Source organism: Acinetobacter sp. 2JN-4 (assembly GCF_003687745.1).
Lineage (GTDB): Bacteria > Pseudomonadota > Gammaproteobacteria > Pseudomonadales > Moraxellaceae > Acinetobacter > Acinetobacter halotolerans.
In genome coordinates this window covers 1-251 of the sequence record NZ_RDNY01000041.1, presented here as the reverse complement: position 1 = coordinate 251, position 251 = coordinate 1, and the positions used below count along the sequence as shown (strand labels likewise).

Annotated in this window: 1 protein-coding gene; it reads right to left on the bottom strand. The window is 52.6% G+C overall.

Features of this window, described 5'->3' with window-relative positions; genetic code table 11:
* Window positions 1-251: Ig-like domain-containing protein (locus EAH57_RS15885; RefSeq protein WP_228200057.1), on the bottom strand; the 251-nt coding region annotated here is incomplete at both ends.

The following is a 251-nucleotide window of genomic DNA, read 5'->3' as shown; positions in this document are numbered from 1 at the left end:
TAAACCACCTGGGTTCGGTACTGTCCAACTGCCATCCGGTCCAGCAACAACCTCTGCTGTACTACCATCTGGGAAGGTCACCGTCACCGTCGAATCAGGTTCTGCTGTACCACTAATCGGATCTGTGCCATTGATTGGATCAAGCACTGGAGCATCTGGCGCTACGGTATCAATGGTGATCGTACCTGTAGTGCTACCTTCGTTACCTGCTGCATCTGTGGCTGTCACTGTGACGGTGTAGTCACCATCTG